This window comes from Streptomyces sp. NPDC053076 (assembly GCF_044546845.1).
Lineage (GTDB): Bacteria > Actinomycetota > Actinomycetes > Streptomycetales > Streptomycetaceae > Streptomyces.
Genome location: NZ_JBITZL010000007.1, coordinates 425,110 through 442,291, shown reverse-complemented (window position 1 = coordinate 442,291; position 17,182 = coordinate 425,110). Strand labels below are relative to the sequence as shown.

At 72.7% G+C, this 17,182-nt stretch carries 11 protein-coding genes and 1 pseudogene; 8 read left to right on the top strand and 4 right to left on the bottom strand.

Annotation, left to right across the window (positions count from 1 at the left end):
• Positions 1–37: 37 nt before the first annotated feature.
• Complete coding sequence (locus ACIGYR_RS28320; protein ID WP_399603383.1) at positions 38–964, top strand: hypothetical protein; 927 nt, start codon at positions 38–40, stop codon at positions 962–964.
• Here ACIGYR_RS28320 and ACIGYR_RS28315 read toward each other — a convergent pair.
• A complete protein-coding gene (locus ACIGYR_RS28315) occupies positions 864–2,210 on the bottom strand; it encodes a PLP-dependent aminotransferase family protein (RefSeq protein WP_391846200.1) in 1,347 nt (448 codons plus the stop codon). The two genes, ACIGYR_RS28320 and ACIGYR_RS28315, sit on opposite strands and share 101 nt — an antisense overlap.
• A gap of 86 nt (positions 2,211–2,296) precedes the next feature.
• Here ACIGYR_RS28315 and ACIGYR_RS28310 point away from each other — a divergent pair, with 86 nt between their 5' ends.
• From ACIGYR_RS28310 to ACIGYR_RS28285, 6 genes are all read left to right on the top strand, one after another.
• Entirely contained in the window at positions 2,297–3,079 is a 783-nt protein-coding gene (locus ACIGYR_RS28310; RefSeq protein WP_399603386.1) for an alpha/beta fold hydrolase, read from the top strand.
• A gap of 16 nt (positions 3,080–3,095) precedes the next feature.
• Positions 3,096–4,046, top strand: a complete 951-nt coding sequence (locus ACIGYR_RS28305; protein WP_399603389.1) for an endonuclease/exonuclease/phosphatase family protein — start codon at positions 3,096–3,098, stop codon at positions 4,044–4,046.
• Positions 4,047–4,145: 99 nt separating this feature from the next.
• On the top strand, positions 4,146–6,089 hold the full coding sequence (locus tag ACIGYR_RS28300; protein ID WP_399603392.1) for an FUSC family protein: 1,944 nt from the start codon (positions 4,146–4,148) through the stop codon (positions 6,087–6,089).
• 88 nt (positions 6,090–6,177) lie between these two features.
• Entirely contained in the window at positions 6,178–8,253 is a 2,076-nt protein-coding gene (locus ACIGYR_RS28295) for a VWA domain-containing protein (RefSeq protein WP_399603395.1), read from the top strand.
• 172 nt (positions 8,254–8,425) lie between these two features.
• A complete protein-coding gene (gene metG, locus ACIGYR_RS28290; RefSeq protein ID WP_399603397.1) occupies positions 8,426–10,141 on the top strand; it encodes a methionine--tRNA ligase in 1,716 nt (571 codons plus the stop codon).
• A 293-nt stretch (positions 10,142–10,434) separates the two neighbouring features.
• The gene (locus tag ACIGYR_RS28285; protein WP_399603400.1) at positions 10,435–11,133 is read left to right on the top strand and encodes a hypothetical protein; all 699 of its coding nucleotides are present in this window, start codon (positions 10,435–10,437) and stop codon (positions 11,131–11,133) included.
• Between the two features lie 12 nt (positions 11,134–11,145).
• Here ACIGYR_RS28285 and ACIGYR_RS28280 read toward each other — a convergent pair.
• Both ACIGYR_RS28280 and aspS read right to left on the bottom strand, forming a co-directional pair.
• Positions 11,146–11,545: pseudogene (locus tag ACIGYR_RS28280) on the bottom strand (hypothetical protein); the annotation flags it as partial.
• 172 nt (positions 11,546–11,717) lie between these two features.
• Positions 11,718–13,481 (bottom strand): aspartate--tRNA ligase, encoded by a 1,764-nt coding sequence (aspS, locus tag ACIGYR_RS28275; RefSeq protein ID WP_391846184.1) that lies wholly within the window; start codon positions 13,479–13,481, stop codon positions 11,718–11,720.
• Positions 13,482–13,718: 237 nt separating this feature from the next.
• Between aspS and ACIGYR_RS28270 the strand changes: the two genes are divergently transcribed.
• On the top strand, positions 13,719–15,845 hold the full coding sequence (locus tag ACIGYR_RS28270) for a SpoIIE family protein phosphatase (protein WP_399603404.1): 2,127 nt from the start codon (positions 13,719–13,721) through the stop codon (positions 15,843–15,845).
• Positions 15,846–15,967: 122 nt separating this feature from the next.
• Here the strand turns inward: ACIGYR_RS28270 and ACIGYR_RS28265 are convergent, their stop codons facing one another.
• Positions 15,968–17,071 carry an AI-2E family transporter gene (locus tag ACIGYR_RS28265; RefSeq protein ID WP_399603407.1) on the bottom strand — a complete coding sequence of 368 codons (1,104 nt, stop codon included), beginning with the start codon at positions 17,069–17,071 and terminating at the stop codon, positions 15,968–15,970.
• Between the last annotated feature and the right edge of the window lie 111 nt (positions 17,072–17,182).

Sequence of the window (17,182 nt, the reverse complement as noted above, 5' to 3'; positions counted from 1 at the left end):
GCTCGCGCGCCGGCCCCCGGAGCCCTTGCCTGGAGGTGTGCCCTCACGACGCCTCAGGAGCGCCCTGTCGGCCCTGCTGATCGCCCTGTCCTGCCTCCTCGCACCGTTCGGCGCGCTGGCGGCCTGGGCGGCGTACGGGCTGGCCGACACGGGCCGCTACGTCACCACGATGGCGCCGCTCGCCGCCGATCCGGCCGTGCGGGAGGCCGTCGTGGACACGGTCGGTGACGGCATCCTGCGCGCCGTGGACGAGCACCTGGACATCCGCCCGATGCGCGGCTCGGTCCGCCCGTTCGTGCATGACGCGGTGCGCTCCTTCACCCACACGCGGGCCTTCCGGCTGGCCTGGGACACCGGCAACCGGGTCACCCACGACGCCGTCCTGCGCGCCCTGCGCGAGGAGGACGAGCACGCCGTCATGGTCGACCTGGCCCCCGTCACCGCCCAGGTCAAGCGCCAGCTCACCCGCGACCACGTGCCGTTCGCCGCGCGCATCCCGGTGGAGCACACCGCGGTCGCCGTGCTTCCGGCGGGCCAACTGACCGTGCTCCGGAAGGGGTTCCACGTGCTCGAAGTCGCCGGATTCTGGCTGCCGGTGGCGTCCGTCGCCTTCGCCGTCGCCGGGATCGCGCTCGCCGTCCGCCGGCGCCGGGCCGTCGTCGCCACCGCCCTGGGTACGGCCCTGGGCGGCGCCCTGCTCGCCCTCGCCCTCTGCGTCGGCCGCGGCCTGACCCTGGCCGACCTGCCCGCCGGCGTGTCCCACCCGGCCGCGGGCGCGGTCTACGACGCCCTCACCGGCACCCTGCGCACGGCCGCCTGGCTGCTGCTGGGCCTCGGTCTCACGGTGGCCCTGCTCACCTGGCTCACCCGGTATCTGCGGCTGCCCCGTCCCGCGCGACGCCGGCGAGGGTCGCCAGCGCCCGCGCCAGCCGCGGCTCCGGCACCGACGCGAGCCCGAGCCTGACCGCGTCCGGTGTGCGGCCGGGGTCCACGCAGAAGGCCGTGCCCGGGGTGACGGCGATCCCGTGCGCCCGCGCGGCGGCCGTGAAGGTGTCCGCCCGCCATGGCGCGGGCAGCTCCCACCAGGCGAAGTAGGCGGCCGGATCGGACCGTACGGCGAACCCGGCCAGCTTCTCGGCGACCAGCCGCTGCCGCCGCCGCGCGTCCTGCCGCTTGGCGGCCACCAGCCGGTCCACGGTGCCGTCACCGAGCCAGCGCACGGCCGCCTCCAGCGCGAAGGCGCCCGCGCTCCACCCGCCGGACCGGACGGCCCGGGCCACCGCCTCGACGCGGTCCTCCGGTACGGCGACGAAGCCCACGGTGAGGCCCGGCGCGACCCGTTTGGACAGGCCGTCGACGAGGTGCACCAGCCCCGGCGCCAGCGCGGCGAGCGGCGGTGTGCCGCCCGGGTGCAGAAAGGACCAGATGCGGTCCTCGACCACGGGTATCCCCAGCCTGTGGACAGCGTCGGCCAGCTGCCGCAGCCGTCCGGGGCTCGTCGTCCGCGAGGTGGGGTTGTGCAGGGTCGGCTGGAGGTAGAGCGCGGACAGCGGCGCACCGCGGTGGGCGGCGGCGACGGACTCCGGCAGGGGCCCCTCCGCGTCCGTGGCGAGCGGGACGAGGATCAGGCCGAGGCGCGCCGCGACCTCCTTCACCAGCGGATACGTCAGCGGTTCCACGCCGACCCGGCCGCCGGGCCGGACCAGGGAGGCGAGGGTGGCGGCGATCGCCTGGCGGGCGTTGCCGGTGAACAGGATCCGCTCCGGCCGGACCCTCGAGCCGCCCCGGGTGAGCAGGGCGGCGACCGCCTCCCGGGCCGCCGGGGTGCCCGCGGCGGCGGCCGGCCGCAGCGCCTGACCGAGCGCGTCCGGCCGCAGCAGCGGGGCCAGGGCCGGGGCCAGCAGCTCCGACTGGCCGGGAGCGGTGGGGTAGTTCAGCTCCAGGTTCACGGGCGGGGCGCCGCCCGCCTCGGTCAGGGTGTGCCCCGGCTGCCCGTCCGGCGCGGTGGCCCGCACGAAGGTGCCGCGCCCGACCTCGCCCACCACCAGTCCCCGGCGCACGAGTTCGGCGTAGACCCGGCCGGCCGTCGAGGGCGCGATGCCGTGCCGGCGGGCGAACGCGCGCTGGGGCGGCAGCCGTTGGCCGGGCAGGAGCCGTCCGCCGGTGATGTCGGCCGCGATCCGGTCGGCGATGCGCCGGTAGTCGTCCACAAGTCCCCCTGGGCAGCGAGCCGTTGATTGCACCGAGAGCAAAGATTTTATTGCACCGATCGCCGGGGCGGCCCTAGGGTCGTCGCATGCCCCCTTTCCTCGCATTCGAGGACAAAGACCCCGGAGTACCCTCCCGGGTTCCCCTCGTCCTCATCCACGGCCACCCCTTCGACCGCACGATGTGGCACCCGCAGCTGACGGAGTTCGCCACCGCCCGCCGGGTGATCGCCCCCGATCTGCGCGGCTACGGCGCCTCCCCCGTGACCCCCGGCACGGTCCCGCTCTCCCGCCACGCCCGCGACATCGCCGGCCTGCTGGACCACCTGGGCGTGGACACCTTCGCCCTCGCCGGCCTGTCCATGGGCGGCCAGATCGCCATGGAGTGCGCCGCCCGCTTCGGCGACCGGATCCGGGGCCTCGTCCTCGCCGACACCTTCCCCGCCGCCGAGACCACCGAGGGCAGGCACAGCCGCAACGCCATGGCCGACCGGCTGCTCACCGAGGGCATGGGGGGCTACGCCGACGAGGTACTGGAGAAGATGGTCGCCCCGTACGCCGATCCCGAGGTCAAGGCCCACGTGTACCGCATGATGACGGCCACCTCACCGGAGGGCGCCGCGGCGGCCCTGCGCGGCCGGGCCGAACGCCCGGACTACCGCGAACTGTTGACCAAGCTGCCCGTACCGGCCCTCGTCCTGGTCGGCACCGACGACACCTACACCCCCGTCGCCGACGCCGAGGCGATGCACGCGGCCCTCCCCGACTCCGTCCTGCACGTCGTCGAGGGCGCCGCCCACCTGCCCAACCTGGAACGACCCCGGGAGTTCAACCGGGCGCTGGGTGATTTCCTGGCGCGGCTGGACGGTTGATCGTAGGCTCGCACCCGTGACCCAGCGCCGCGGACGCAGGCTCGGCGCCTGGTGCGCCGGTCTGCTGCTCGCCGGGGTGAGCGTGGTCGCCGGCTGCCGGGCCGCCGACACCGACGGCATCACTCCCGTACCCCAGCTCCTCGCCTTCCTGCCCTGGCTGCTGCTGCCGGCCGGCTTCGCGCTGCTGTGCGCACTGCTCGCCCGCTGGTGGGCGGGGCTGGTGTGGGCGGTCGTCGTCCTCGGCCTGCTCGCCTGGTACCTGGAGCCGTACGGCAGGACCGGCGGGCCCGACGGGCCGCCCCTCGCCGCGTTCCGCGTGCTGACCTCGAACGTCGAGTTCGGCCGCGGCACCCCCGCCCTCGTCCGGGTGGTGCGGGAGCGGCGCCCGGACGTGGTCTTCGTACAAGAGTGCGACTCCGGCTGCCGGGCCGCCCTGGAACGCGAGGTCGGCTATCCGTACCGCCGGGCCGTCGAGGCGGACGGCTCCAAGGGCTCCCTCATCCTGAGCCGCTTCCCGCTGACACCGGCCGCGGGCGTCGCCGGCACCATGGGCATGCCCGGCGCCGTGGCCGACGTGCGTGGTCACGCCGTACGCCTCCAGCTCGCCCACCCCATGCCCCCGCTGCCGGGACAGGTCGGCCTGTGGCGCCGCGAACTCGGCCGGCTCCGCGCCTTCGCCGCCGCCGGCCCCGGCACGCCGACCGTCCTCGCCGGCGACTTCAACGCCTCCCAGGACCACGCGGCCTTCCGGCACATCCTCGACACCGGCCTGTCCGACGCGGCCCGCCTCGCCGACCACGACCGCACCCCGAGCTGGCCCTCCCGCACCGCCTCCGTCATCGGGGCCCAGATCGACCACGTCCTGCTCTCCCAGGACTTCACCGTGACCGACGCCCACGTCCTCCCCGTCTCCGGCACAGACCACCGCGCCCTCCTGACCGACCTCATACTGCACACCCGAAAGTGACAGCACCCGAAGGTGACAGCGTGCGAAGCGGACGGCGCTCACCTCCACCCACCCCAGCCCGCCCAAGGCCGACCACTCCTATCCGGCCATAATGGGCACATGCTCCGAGAGTTCCCCATCGGCCTCACTCCTCCCGACTGGCTGGTCCGGAACCTCAAACCCCAGCAGGCGCCCGCCAACCGGTCCGCCATGGCCCGCGCCGCCCTCGGCATGGCCCTCCCCCTGGCGATCGGCCTCGCCGTCGGCCGCCCGGCCTACGGTGCCCTCGCCGCCATGGGTGCCCTGTCCGGCGTCATCGGCGACACCGCCGACGCCTACCGCATGCGCATCCTCAACATCGCCGTCCCCCAGTTGTTCGGCGCGGTCGGCGTGACCCTGGGCACCCTGGTGTACGGCCACGGCTGGCACGCCGTGGTCGCCGTCACCGGCGTCGCCCTGATCTCGGGCATGATCTCCACGATCGGCGTGGTGGCCTCCGTCTCCGGCCTGCTCCTGCTCCTCAACTGCGTGATCGGCGCGGGCCTCCCGCTGCCGTCCCCCTGGTGGCTGGCCCCCGTCCTGATGACCGGCGGCGGCCTCCTGGTCCTCCTGCTGGCCCTGCTGGCCTGGCCGCTGCGCGCGGGCGTCCCCGAACGAACCGCCGTCGCGGCCACGTACCGCACGGTCGCCGACCTGCTCACCATCGCCGGCACGGACCGCACCGAGGAGTACGAGGAGGCCCGCCGCACCGTCACCCAGTCCCTGAACCAGTCGTACGACCTGATCCTGGCCCGGCGCGCCCGCCACCACGGCCGAAGCCGCGAACTCACCCGGATGCTGGCCCGGTTGAACGCCATCACTCCGGTGATCGAGGCGGCCCCCGCCGCCCACCTGGCGGCCCGCCCGCTCCCGCCGCAGATCCCCGAGGCGCTCCACCACCTGGCCCGGGCCGTGGAGAGGGACGACGCGCCCCCGCCGCCCCTCCGGCTCCCCCTTCCCACCACGGAGACGGCCCGGGCGGTGGACCACGCCCTGCGCCACACCGCCGAGGTCGTCACCGCGCCCGACGTCGACCCCCGGGGCATCGACGACCGCCTGGGCCGGCCGGCCGCGCTCGGCATCCGTACGGCCCGTACCGCGCGCAACGTCGTCCTGTCCGCCAACTCCTGGCGCTACGGCGTACGGCTGGCGGTCTGCATCGGCATCGCCCAGGCCCTGGTCTCCCTGGTCCCCGTCGCCCGCTCGTACTGGGTCGCGCTGACGGTCACCTTCATCCTCAAGCCGGACTTCGGCTCGGTCTTCTCCCGCGCCCTGTTGCGCGCCCTGGGCACGGTGGCCGGTCTGGTGCTGGCGGCGGTGGTGCTGGCCGAGGTGCCGCTGGGCTGGTGGGACGTCCCCGTGCTCTTCGTCCTGGCCCCGCTCATCCCGGCCCTCACCCCGCGGGGCTACGGCTACCAGACGGCGGCCATCACCCCGGTGATCCTGCTCCTCTCCGACATCCTCAACCACCAGGGCACGGCCCTGCTGCTGCCGCGGCTGAACGACTCGCTCCTGGGCTGCGCGATCGTGCTGACCGCCGGCTACCTCCTCTGGCCCGAGAGCTGGCACACCCGCGTGGGCGACCGCCTGGCCGACGCGGTGGCCGACACGGCGGCCTACGTCGAGGCGGCGTTCGGCGACGGCACCGACCCGTCCGCCCGTGCGCGTATGCGCCGCCGCCTCTACCGCGACCTGTCCGTCATCCGCACGGAATTCCAGCGGGCCCTGACCGAGCCGCCGCCGACCGGCCGGCGCGCCGCCGCGTGGTGGCCGCTGGTCGTGGCCGTGGAACGCATCGTGGACGCCACGACGGCGGCCCGCGTCCGCGTCCGCCATGGGGCGCCGCCCCCGTCCGCCGGCGAGATCGCCCAGGTGACCCTGCAACTCCGGGAGCTGTCGGAGGGCGTACGGCGTGCGGAAACCCTGATCGCCGTCCGCACCGACCTCACCGGCCCCGCCGGCAGCGTCCTCGAACCCCTCCGCCAGGAGGTCGCCGCCGCCCGCGCGATCACGTCCCCGCACTGACGCGGGGCGGCAACGCGGGGCCGCTAACCTTACGTGTCCGTCCTGGCCAGTGATTGACGGGCTACAACTCACACGAAGGGTTGCGCACATGGGCATTCTCACTCTCCTGCGGAACGCATTCGGCCGCTCACGCAAGTCACGAGCCACCGAGGCGGAGGGTGCGGACCGGACCCCGGCGCAGACCCCGCCCGCGGCCGGGTCGTCGGCCGCCACTCTGCCCGAGCCCCGCCAGTCCTCCTCGGCGGAACACGAACTGGTGGCGGCGGCCTTCGACCACATCAAGGTCCCCCACCCGTCCCAGTCACCGGAGGGCCCGACCACCGAGCCCACGGCCACGCCCGACGAGCCGAAGACCGCCCCCACCCCCCAGGCCGACCAAACGACTCCGGCCAAGACCGAGGAAACGCCTGCGGCCAAGACCGAGCAGACGGCTCCGGCCAACGCCGAGGAAACGCCTGCGGCCAACGCCGAGGAGACGGCTCCGGCCAAGGCCGAGGAAACGCCTGCGACCAAGACCGAGCAGACGGCTCCGGCCAAGGCCGAGGAAACGCCTGAGAACAGCCCCGAGGAACCGACCCCGGCCGCGGCTGAGCAGAGCGCCGAGGAAGAGGCCGCCCAGCCGACCCCTCCGAGCACCGAGGCCGCAACGAAGCCCGAGGAGAAGAGTCAGGTCACGGAGGCGGCTACCGCGGAGCCGAACCCCGAGGCGAACACGCCCGTGGAGGCTGAGCCGGAGACGGAACCGGAACCGACGACCACGACGGTGGAAGCAGAGCCGAGCACGGAACGGCAGGCTTCCACGGAACCCGATCCGGCCAGCGCCGAGGCAGTCGAGACGGTGCCCGCGGAGGCGCCCGAGCCCGAGCCCCAGACCGACACGGCACCGGAGACAGCAGAGCACCGGGAACCGGCCGGCGCCGAGGCGACCGAGGCGGAAACCGCGAACGCGGCGGAGCCCGAGCCCCAGACCGACACGGAGCGGAAGGCAGCCCCGGAAGCGGAAGCAGCAGCCCAGACCACGCCGGAAGCGGAAGGCGAAGCGGCGGCGGAAGGCAAAGCTGCGGCAGAACCGGAAGCTGCGGAAGCGGAAGCTGCGGCCGAAGCCGAAGCCGAAGCTGCGGCGGAAGCCGAAGGTGAAGCGGCAGCGGAGGTGGAGGTGGAGGCCGGCGAGACGACCGCCGCCCCGTCACCCGCCGACGGCGAGGACACCCCACAGGGGCCACCCGCACCCGACAACGAAACCCGCACGGGTGGTGCGGGTGGGACCACGGACGCCGAAGGCGAAGCCGAGGCGGAAGCCGAAGCTGCGGCGGAAGCCGAAGGTGAAGCGGCAGCGGAAGCGGAGGTGGAGGCCGGCGAGACGACCGCCGCCCCGTCACCCGCCGACGGCGAGGACACCCCACAGGGGCCACCCGCACCCGACAACGAGACCCGCACGGGTGGTGCGGGTGGGAGCACGGACGCCGAAGGCGAAGCCGAGGCGGTCGGCAGGGCCACCCCCGCCACCCCGCTCACCCACGTCCGCACCCACACCCCCGCCCTCACCACCGCCTACAAGGCCGCCACAGCCACCCTCGAGAAGGCGAACCTCACCGGCACCCGAGCGAAGCTCTACCTCGTGCTGGACCGCTCCGCGAGCATGCGCCCGTACTACAAGGACGGCTCCGCCCAGGCCCTCGCCGACCAGACCCTCGCCCTCGCCGCCCACCTCGACCCCGAGGCCACGGTCCCCGTCGTCTTCTTCTCCACCGAGGTCGACGGCACCACCGACCTCACCCTGTCCCCGGACCACGAAACCAAGATCGACGACGTGCACGCCGAACTCGGCCGCATGGGCCGTACCAGCTACCACGCCGCCGTGGAGGCCGTACTCGCCCACTACGAGAAGACCGCGGCCCCCGGCACCCCCGCCCTCGTCGTCTTCCAGACCGACGGCGCCCCGGACGCCAAGACCCCCGCCACCCAGGCGCTCACCGCGGCGGCGGAGTCCCACCCGACCCTGTTCTTCTCCTTCGTCGCCTTCGGCGAGCACGACAACAAGGCGTTCGACTACCTCCGCAAGCTGAAGACCGGCAACACGTCCTTCTTCCACGCGGGCCCCACTCCCCGCGAGCTGACGGACACCGAGCTGTACGAGGGCGTCCTCGCCACCTGGCGCCCGTAGGCACCCGTAGGCGGTCGTAGGCGCCCGCGCGCCGGACACCGCACCGTCACTGTCGGTGAAGCCCGGGCCGCCCCTTCCCACCCTGCAAAACGGGAAGCGGGCGGCCCACCCATGTCGGCTACGATTTCAAGGTTCGAAACCGCAGAAAAGCAGCGACCTGGGAGCAGCCACGATGGCTCGACACCTCATCACCAGCGCCCTTCCGTACATCAACGGGATCAAGCACCTGGGCAACATGGTGGGGTCCATGCTCCCGGCGGACGTGTACTCCCGGTACCTCCGCCAGCGCGGCCACGACGTCCTCTACATCTGCGCGACGGACGAGCACGGCACCCCCGCCGAGCTGGCCGCCAAGGAGCAGGGCCTGCCCGTGGCCGAGTTCTGCGCGCAGGCGCACGACGCGCAGAAGGCGGTTTACGACGGCTTCGCGCTGGCCTTCGACTACTTCGGCCGCAGCTCCTCCCCGGAGAACCGCGAGATCACCCAGCACTTCGCCCGCAAGCTGAACGAGAACGGCTTCATCGAGGAGCGGGCGATCCGCCAGGTCTACAGCCCGGCCGACGGCCGCTTCCTGCCGGACCGCTATGTCGAGGGCACCTGCCCGCACTGCGGCTACGACAAGGCCCGCGGCGACCAGTGCGAGAACTGCACGCGCGTGCTGGACCCGACCGACCTGATCAACCCGCGCTCGGCGATCTCCGGCTCCACCGACCTGGAGGTCCGCGAGACCAAGCACCTCTTCCTGCTCCAGTCCAAGCTGCAGCACGAGGTCGAGGCATGGGTCGCCCGGCACGAGGAGGACTGGCCGCAGCTGGCCTCCTCCATCGCCCGCAAGTGGCTGAACGAGGGCCTGCACGACCGGGCGATCACCCGTGACCTGGACTGGGGCGTCCCGGTCCCGGCGGACACCTGGCCGGAGCTGGCGGCCGAGGGCAAGGTCTTCTACGTCTGGTTCGACGCCCCGATCGAGTACATCGGCGCGACCAAGGAGTGGTCCGACCAGGACCCGGAGAACCGCGACTGGAAGTCCTGGTGGTACGAGGCGGACGACACCGTCCGCTACACCGAGTTCATGGCCAAGGACAACGTCCCCTTCCACACCGTGATGTTCCCGGCCACCGAGCTGGGCGTGCGCGAGCCGTGGAAGAAGGTCGACTACGTCAAGGCGTTCAACTGGCTGACGTACTACGGCGGAAAGTTCTCCACCTCGCAGAAGCGGGGCGTCTTCACCGACCAGGCCCTGGCCATCCTGCCCGCCGACTACTGGCGCTACTTCCTGATCGCCAACGCCCCGGAGTCGGACGACTCGTCCTTCACCTGGGAGCACTTCACCGCCACGGTGAACAAGGACCTGGCCGACACCCTCGGCAACTTCGTCAACCGCGTGCTGTCCTTCAGCAAGAAGCGCTTCGGCGAGGAGGTCCCGGCCGGCGGCGAGCCTGGCGAGGCGGAGGCGAAGCTCGGCGAGGAGATCGCGGCGCTCCTCGCGGAGTACGAGTCGCACATGGAGTCCCTCCAGTTCCGCAAGGCCGCCGCGGCCCTGCGCGCCCTGTGGTCGGCCGGCAACTCCTACCTGGAGGAGAAGGCCCCCTGGCTGGAGATCAAGACGAACAAGGAGGGCGCGGCCCTCACCCTGCGTACGGCGATGAACCTCATCCACCTGTACGCGGTGGTCTCCGAGCCGCTGATCCCGGCCAGCTCGGCGGCGATGCGCGGTGCCTTCACCCTGCCGGACGACACCGCCGTCTGGGTCACGGCCGACGAGGCGAAGGCCCTGTCCTCCGTACCGTCCGGGACTCCGTTCACGGTCCCGCCGGTGCTCTTCGCCAAGCTGACGGACGAGGACCTGGAGACGTACAAGGAGCGCTTCGGCGGCGAGGAAGGCTGACCGCGCGCGTCTGATGCACCGAGGGGCGCCGGGCCGTTGGGCTCGGCGCCCTTGACCGGCCCCAGCAGGGTCCACCACGAGCGCGGCATCCGGTGGTCGGTCAGTGCCTGCACGATCCACTGCACCCGCATCAGCAGCAGCACTGCGGAGAACCCGGCCATGAACGCGGCGCCCGAGGTGACGACGATCCGGGCGGTACGCATGAGAGGCTCCTGAAGAGTGTTCCGCGTGCTCCGGACACCTCTTTGAACCCCGTCGTCGCGCGTGTGACAGGAAGCCGGAAAGATCTTCCCGTGGACATCCCCGAACCCCATCGCCGGCTCCTGGCGGACGCCGTCTCGGCGGGCGGCCCCTACGGTCTGGTCCTGGCCGGCGGATACGCCCTCCAGGCCCACGGACTGCTCCGGCGTCCACACGCCAACCTCGACTTCGCCACCGAGAGCGCCGAGCGCATGGCGGTGATCTCCGGTGCCGTCGGCGCGACGCTGGAGGCTCGCGGGCGGCACGTCCGGGCCGGGGCCGTCAGCGCGCTCACCGCGCAGTTGACGGTCACCGACCCGGCGAGCGGCGATACCTGCGCCCTCGTGCTGCACAAGGAGGCGTTCTGGCAGCCCCCGGAGCTCACCGGGTACGGGCCGGCCCTCTCCCTGGAGGACGCCGTCGGGACGAAGATCCGGGCCCTGTACGACCGGGGCGCGGCCGTCGACCTCATCGACGCCCGGGCGGCAGCGGACCGCTTCACCCTGCCTGACCTGGAGGAACTGGGCCGCCGCCACGCCCACGACCCGTTCGACCTGCCCACCCTTCAGTCCCGGCTGACAGGCACGGACTTCTACTCAGACCGGGACTTCGTCCGGTACGGGCTGGACGAGCAGGAGGTCACCGCCCTGCGTGCCTGGGCCCAGCAATGGTCCGACGACATCGCCGAGCGGCTCCTGGAGGACGGCGCGTCCCCGGACACCGACGCCGACGAGCAGGAGCAGGACGGCTGACCTCGGCTGTCAGGTGCCGTCGTGCGTCTCGTCCGGGGCCACGCCCAGGGTGAGGCGGGCCCGGACACCGCGCGCGATGTGCTTCCTGTCGTACTTCAGGCGGAGCAGGCCGCCCGCGTGCCCGTTGCCCGGGTAGACCGTGTCCTGGTCGAGCGGGGTCCGGGGGGTGGTGTTGGTGGAGTACGGCTCGACGTCCTCCGTCAGCAGCACTGAGGGTGAGCGTGAGCGGGATGCCGGCCTGGTCCTCGGTGACGTCCCGCCGGAGCTTGTCGGCGTCGATGTAGTAGGGACCCTCGACGGTCTCGGAGGTCAGCTTGCAGCAGGTGTCCGCCGTGGTGTCGTCGTCCGCGGACGCGTCGACGGCCAGCGCGCCGCCCAGCCCCAGGGCGACGGCGGTGGCGCCGCCCGCCACGATCACGGCACGACGGGTCGGCTCGCGGTCTCTGCCGGATGCACGAGTGGTATCCGGTCATGGGCCGGGACGGTAGGGACGCAAGCTGTCACCCGGCCCGGAGACGGCTGTGCGCGCCGATCGTCAAGAGCGAGTCAGGACAGATGCCGCGCGCACAGGCCGAGCGTACCGCTTACTTCGGCTGCGGCTTGCGGATGCTCAGGTGCAGCTCGCGCAGGCGGGCCTCCTCCAGCTCGGTCGGAGCGCCCATCATCAGGTCCTGGGCGTTGCCGTTGAGCGGGAAGGCGATCGTCTCGCGGATGTTGGGCTCGTCCGCGAGGAGCATGACGATACGGTCCACACCCGGGGCGATGCCGCCGTGCGGCGGGGCGCCGAAGCGGAAGGCGCGCAGCATGCCGGCGAACTTCTCCTCGACGGTCTCATGGTCGTAGCCCGCGATCTCGAAGGCCTTGAGCATGATGTCCGGCTCGTGGTTCCGGATCGCACCGGAGGACAGCTCGACGCCGTTGCAGACGATGTCGTACTGCCAGCCCAGGATGTCCAGCGGGTCCTGGGTCTCCAGGGCCTCCAGGCCGCCCTGCGGCATGGAGAAGGGGTTGTGCGAGAAGTCGATCGCGCCGGTCTCCTCGTCCTTCTCGTACATCGGGAAGTCGACGATCCAGCAGAAGCGGAAGACGTTCTCCTCGAACTGGCCGGCCCGCTTGGCGGCCTCGACGCGGACGGCGCCCATGATCTTGGAGACCTCGTCGAACTCGCCCGCGCCGAAGAAGATCGCGTGGCCGGGGGCGAGGGAGAGCCGCTTGGTCAGCTCGGCGACGTTCTCCTCGGTGAGGAACTTCGCGATCGGGCCGGACAGCGCACCGTCCTCGCCGACGCGGACCCAGGCCAGCCCCTTCGCGCCCAGGGACACGGCGAAGTCGCCGAGCTGGTCGAAGAACTTGCGCGGCTGGTCCTGGACGGCCGGGACGGGCAGGGCGCGCACGTGCTTGCCGGCGAACGCCTTGAACTCCGAGCCCTCGAAGACATCGGTGATGTCCACCAGCTCCAGCTTGGCGCGCAGGTCCGGCTTGTCGGAGCCGTACTTGAGCATCGCCTCGCGGAACGGGATCCGCGGGAAGGGGGAGGTCACATGGCGGCCGTTGCCGAACTCCTCGAACAGCTCGGTCATCAGCTGCTCGATCGGCTGGAAGACGTCCTCCTGCTCGACGAAGCTCATCTCGACGTCGAGCTGGTAGAACTCACCCGGCGAGCGGTCGGCACGGGCGTCCTCGTCGCGGAAGCAGGGTGCGATCTGGAAGTAGCGGTCGAAGCCGGAGATCATCAGCAGCTGCTTGAACTGCTGCGGGGCCTGCGGCAGGGCGTAGAACTTGCCCGGGTTCAGCCGGGAGGGCACCACGAAGTCGCGGGCACCCTCGGGCGAGGTGGCGGACAGGATGGGCGTCGCCATCTCGTTGAAGCCCAGCGCCGTCATCTTGTGCCGGATCGCCGAGATGACCGCCGTACGCAGCATGATGTTGCGGTGCATGCGCTCGCGGCGCAGGTCCAGGAAGCGGTACTCCAGACGCCGCTCCTCGTTGACCCCGTCCTCGGTGTTGATGGTGAAGGGCAGGGGCTGCGCCGCGCCGAGCAGCTCGACCTCGGCGACCTCGACCTCGATCTCGCCGGTGGGCAGGTCGGGGTTCACGTTCTCGGTTCCACGTGAAACAACGCGGCCGTCGACGCGGACCGTGGACTCCTTGGAGACCTTGTCCAGAGCCTCGTACGCGGGGGTGCCGGGGCGGGCGACCAGCTGCGTGATGCCGTAGTGGTCACGCAGATCGATGAAGAGGATGCCGCCCAGGTCGCGCCGATTGTGCAGCCAGCCGCTCAGCCGGACGTCGGTGCCGACGTCAGAGGCGCGGAGCTGGCCGCAGGTGTGGGACCTGTACCGATGCATCGTCGTTCATCGTCCTTCGTGGTGGGGTTCTCTCCTGCCGGCCCTGCGACCGGCGGGAACGGGCACGGGGCCCGGACCCATCAAGGGTACCGGGCACGCCAAGATCGGCTCCCCACCATTTTCCCCGCACGCCCGGCATCCGGCTCCCTTCCTTCGGCGGCACCTCCAAAGGCGGCTCGTCCCCCTCAGGTCTTCTTACAGTGGCACTTATCTAGCTGATCTTCTTAAAGTGGGGCAATGCGCACAGGTGAGCCGTTGCCGTCCGTCGAGGACGTCCTCGGCGCCCTCGCAACCGGACTGTGGCACTGGGACACCGCCGCCGGGCTGGTCACCGTGGACGCGGAGGCGGCACGGCTGCTCGGCCTGCCCGTGGAGCCGGCCACCCTCACGGAGGCGCAGGCCCGGGCCCGGCTGCACCCGGTCGACTGGAACGAGATCACCGGCGTGGTGCGGCTGGCGGTCGCCGAGAACACCCTCGCCGAGGTGCGCATCCGGATCATGGACGGGGACGGCAGCATCCTGCGGGTCGTCCGCAGCCGGTCCAAGCCGTCCTACGACTCCGAACGGCAGGCGTACGAGCTGATCGGCACCCTCCAGGAGGTGACCGAGCCGACCCCGGGCACGGCAGCCGCCCGCAGCGCGGTCACCGGGGACTGGCGGCGCTCCCGGGAGGCGTTCCTGCTGGACGCGGGCCGGGCGCTGGCGGAGGCGCGGTCCACCGCCGAGGTGCTGCGGGTGGCAGGGGGCCTGTCGATGCCGGGGTTCTCCCCGGACGGGCTCGTGGTGTTCGGGGTCGAGGGCGACCGGCTGACGATCACCGGCCAGCACGGCCATCAGCCCGGCGACATGAACCCCTTCTCCCACATGCCGCTGAACACCGACTACCCGGCCGCCGAGGTCGTCCGCACCGGCCGGGCCGTCTACCTGTCCTCCCCGGCGGAGTACAAGGAGCGCTACCCGGTCACCTGGCCGCTCGCCCAGGTCTTCGGCCGCAGCTCATGGGCGTTCCTGCCGCTGACGGTCGCCGGGCGCACGATGGGCGCCTGGATGGCCGCCTTCACCTACCCGGTGGCGTTCACGCCCGACGAACGCGCGGTCCTGACCACGGTCGCCCGGATGCTCGCCCAGGCACTGTCCCGGGCCGGTGCCGCCGAGACCGCGCGTGAACTGACGGACGGCCTCCAGCGCTCCATGCTGCCCTCGCTCGGCCCCGACATCCCGGGGATACAGGTGGCCGCCCGGTACATCCCGACCGGCGGCGGACTCCAGGTCGGCGGCGACTGGTACGACATGATCCCGCTGCCCTCCGGCCGCTTCGCGCTGGTCATCGGGGACGTCCAGGGCCATGACGTGCGCGCTGCCGGGCTCATGGGCCAGCTGCGGATCGCGCTGCGCGCCTACGCCGCCGAGGGGCACCGCCCGGACGCCGTCCTCTCCCGCGCCTCCCGCTTCCTGCACGGTGTCACGCTCGGCTCCGACGAGGACCCCCTGGCCGGCCTGCGCTTCGCGACCTGTCTGTACGTGGAGACCGACCCGGCGACGGGCGGGCTGGAGATCGCCCGCGCCGGGCACCCGGACCCGGTGATCCGGATGGCGGACGGCACGGTGATGCTGCGGCCGACGGCGGGCGGTCTGCCGCTGGGCATCGACCCGGACGCCGACTATCCGACGACCCGGTTCACCCTCGAACCCGACGAGACGCTGATGCTGTGCACCGACGGCCTGATCGAGACCGGCGGGCACGACATGGAGAGCGGCTGGCGCCGGCTGCGCGCGACGCTGGAGGACCACCAGGGTGACCTGGAGTCCCTGGCCGACGTGCTGGTGCAGGCGGTGCACGGGCCGTCCTCGCACCACACCACCGGCCCGCTGGCCGACCGCCGCGAGGACGACATCGCGCTGCTGTTGCTGTGCCGGCCGGGGGAGGACCGCGACTGCGGCGGCACGGTACGCACGGTGCGGCGCACTCTGCTGTCGGTGGCGCAGGACGAGCCCGACCGGATTGCCGAGGCCCGCCGGCACCTGCGCGACCTGCTGCACGACTGGGCCTCGGTCGAGCAGGTGGACTCGGCGGTGCTGCTGGTCTCCGAGATGGTCACCAACGTGCTGGTGCACACCGACGCCGACGCGCTGCTGCTCGCCCAGGTCACCGGCGAGGGGGCCGCGCGGCGGCTGCGGGTGGAGGTCTTCGACACGGGCGACGACCTGCCGCACCGGCGCCGCCCCGGTGAACTGGCCTCCTCCGGCCGTGGCCTGATACTGGTCGAACTCCTCGCGGACGCGTGGGGGGTGGACCCGCGGGGCGAGGGCAAGAGCATCTGGTTCGAACTCTGCGAACCGACGGGCGCGCCGGGGGGCGCGTAGGCGGTCGCGCCGGGAGGGCGTAGGCGGGCGTGCGGGAAGGGCGCAGGCGGTCGCACCGCGGAATGCGCAGGCGGTCGCACCGGGAAGTGTGCAGGCGGTACGGAGTCGGCGGGCGCGCGGGCCTACGGCTCACGGGGTGTGGCGCCAGGGGGCGCGTCGGGCGGGGTGCCGGGCGTCGCTCCGGTGGCGGAGTCGGCCGCTCCTCCGTAGCGGCCCCGCAGCTCCGCTCCGACGCCGAAGGCCGCCGCGGTCAGCGGGACCGCGAGAAGCATGCCGAGGATGCCCGCGACGGAGGCGCCCGCGGTGATCGCCAGCAGCACGACGGCCGGGTGCATCTGCACGGTCCGGCTCTGGATCGCCGGTTGCAGCACATGCCCCTCCAGCACCTGTACCGCGAGCACCACCCCGAGCGCCCAGAGCGCGATCACGACCCCCCGGTCGGCGAAGGCGACCAGCACGGCCACCGCGCCGGAGATGAAGGCGCCGAGGTAGGGGATGTACGCGCCGACGAAGACGAGCGCCCCGAGCCCCACCGCGCCGGGCACCCGGAGGACCAGCAGGCCGACGGTGATGCACAGGGCGTCGATGAGGGCGATGACGGTCGTCCCGCGCATGAACCCCTCCACCCCGGCGAAGGCCCGCCGGGCGACGGCCTCCACGGTGTCGGCGGTGCCGCCGGGCGCGAGGGAGCGGAGGGCCGCCACGGCCCGTTGGGAGTCCCGCAGGAAAAAGAAGACGAGCAGCAGCGTCAGCACGGCCATGGCGATGCTCTCGGCGACGACGCTGACGCCGCTGACGACGTTGGACACGGCCGTCCCGGCGAACTTGCCCAGCAGCTCTCGTGCCTTGCCGGCGAGGTCGTCCAGCCCGTTTCCGGCGACCCCGAAGTGCCGTGCGACCCCCTTGGCGGCTTGCCGCAGCGAGGCGGCGATCTGTCCGCCGGTGTCGATGAGCGCGGCGACGATGATGTAGACGGCACCGCCGACGACGGCCAGGACGGCGGCACAGGTGAGCCCGGCCGCCACCGAACGCTGCACCCCCGCCCGCACCAGCCGCCGGTACAGCGGCCCCAGCAAAGCGGTGCCGAGCAGGGCCAGCAGCACCGGCGTGACGGCCGTACGCAGCTCCCCGCACAGCCGCACCCCGACCCAGCCGACCCCCGCGACGAGCAGCAGCACGACGCACCAGGCGGCGAGCCGGCGAACGGGTTCGGGCAACAGGCGCACGGCTCCAGCCGATCATGAACCCCACCGGCTGTCCTGCGGTGCGAGGCCGGCCGGGTGAGAACGGGGCGGCGGGCCGTCGAGGTACCGGCCCGCCGCCCCCGCTTCATGATC